General features: G+C 45.4%; 1 protein-coding gene. It reads left to right on the top strand.

The window, feature by feature from the left end; genetic code table 11:
• Nucleotides 1–582 (top strand): AAA family ATPase (locus R7E78_RS28745; RefSeq protein ID WP_318058964.1); only part of this gene is annotated, 582 nt, incomplete at both ends.

The raw sequence follows: 582 nt of genomic DNA, 5'->3' as shown, positions 1-582 counted from the left end.
GTCTTGCTAAACTAGCCAATGCACCATTTATCAAAGTCGAAGCAACAAAGTTCACCGAAGTGGGCTACGTTGGTAAAGAAGTTGAAACCATCATTCGTGACCTGACTGATGTCGCTGTGAAGATGACCCACCAGCAAGCGATGGAAAAAGTAAAATTCCGCGCGGAAGAGCAAGCTGAAGAGCGCATTCTCGATGCACTACTGCCACCAGCACGCGATAGCTGGGGTCAAGTCGAGCAAAAAGAAGACACCTCAAACACTCGCCAAATCTTCCGTAAAAAACTGCGTGAAGGTCAGCTAGACGATAAAGAGATTGAAATCGATGTAGCAGCGCCTCAAATGGGTGTGGAGATCATGGCACCTCCTGGTATGGAAGAAATGACCAACCAGCTACAAGGTATGTTCCAAAACGTTACCGCCGACACCAAGAAAAAGCGTAAGCTGAAAATCAAAGACGCGATGAAAGCGCTGGCAGAAGAAGAAGCAGCAAAACTTGTAAACCAAGAAGAGCTAAAAGAAGCCGCGATTTTCAACGTAGAAAACAACGGTATTGTTTTCATTGATGAAATCGACAAGATTTGTA

This window comes from Vibrio sp. YT-19(2023), assembly GCF_033337395.1.
This window is presented reverse-complemented; position numbering and strand designations above follow the sequence as displayed.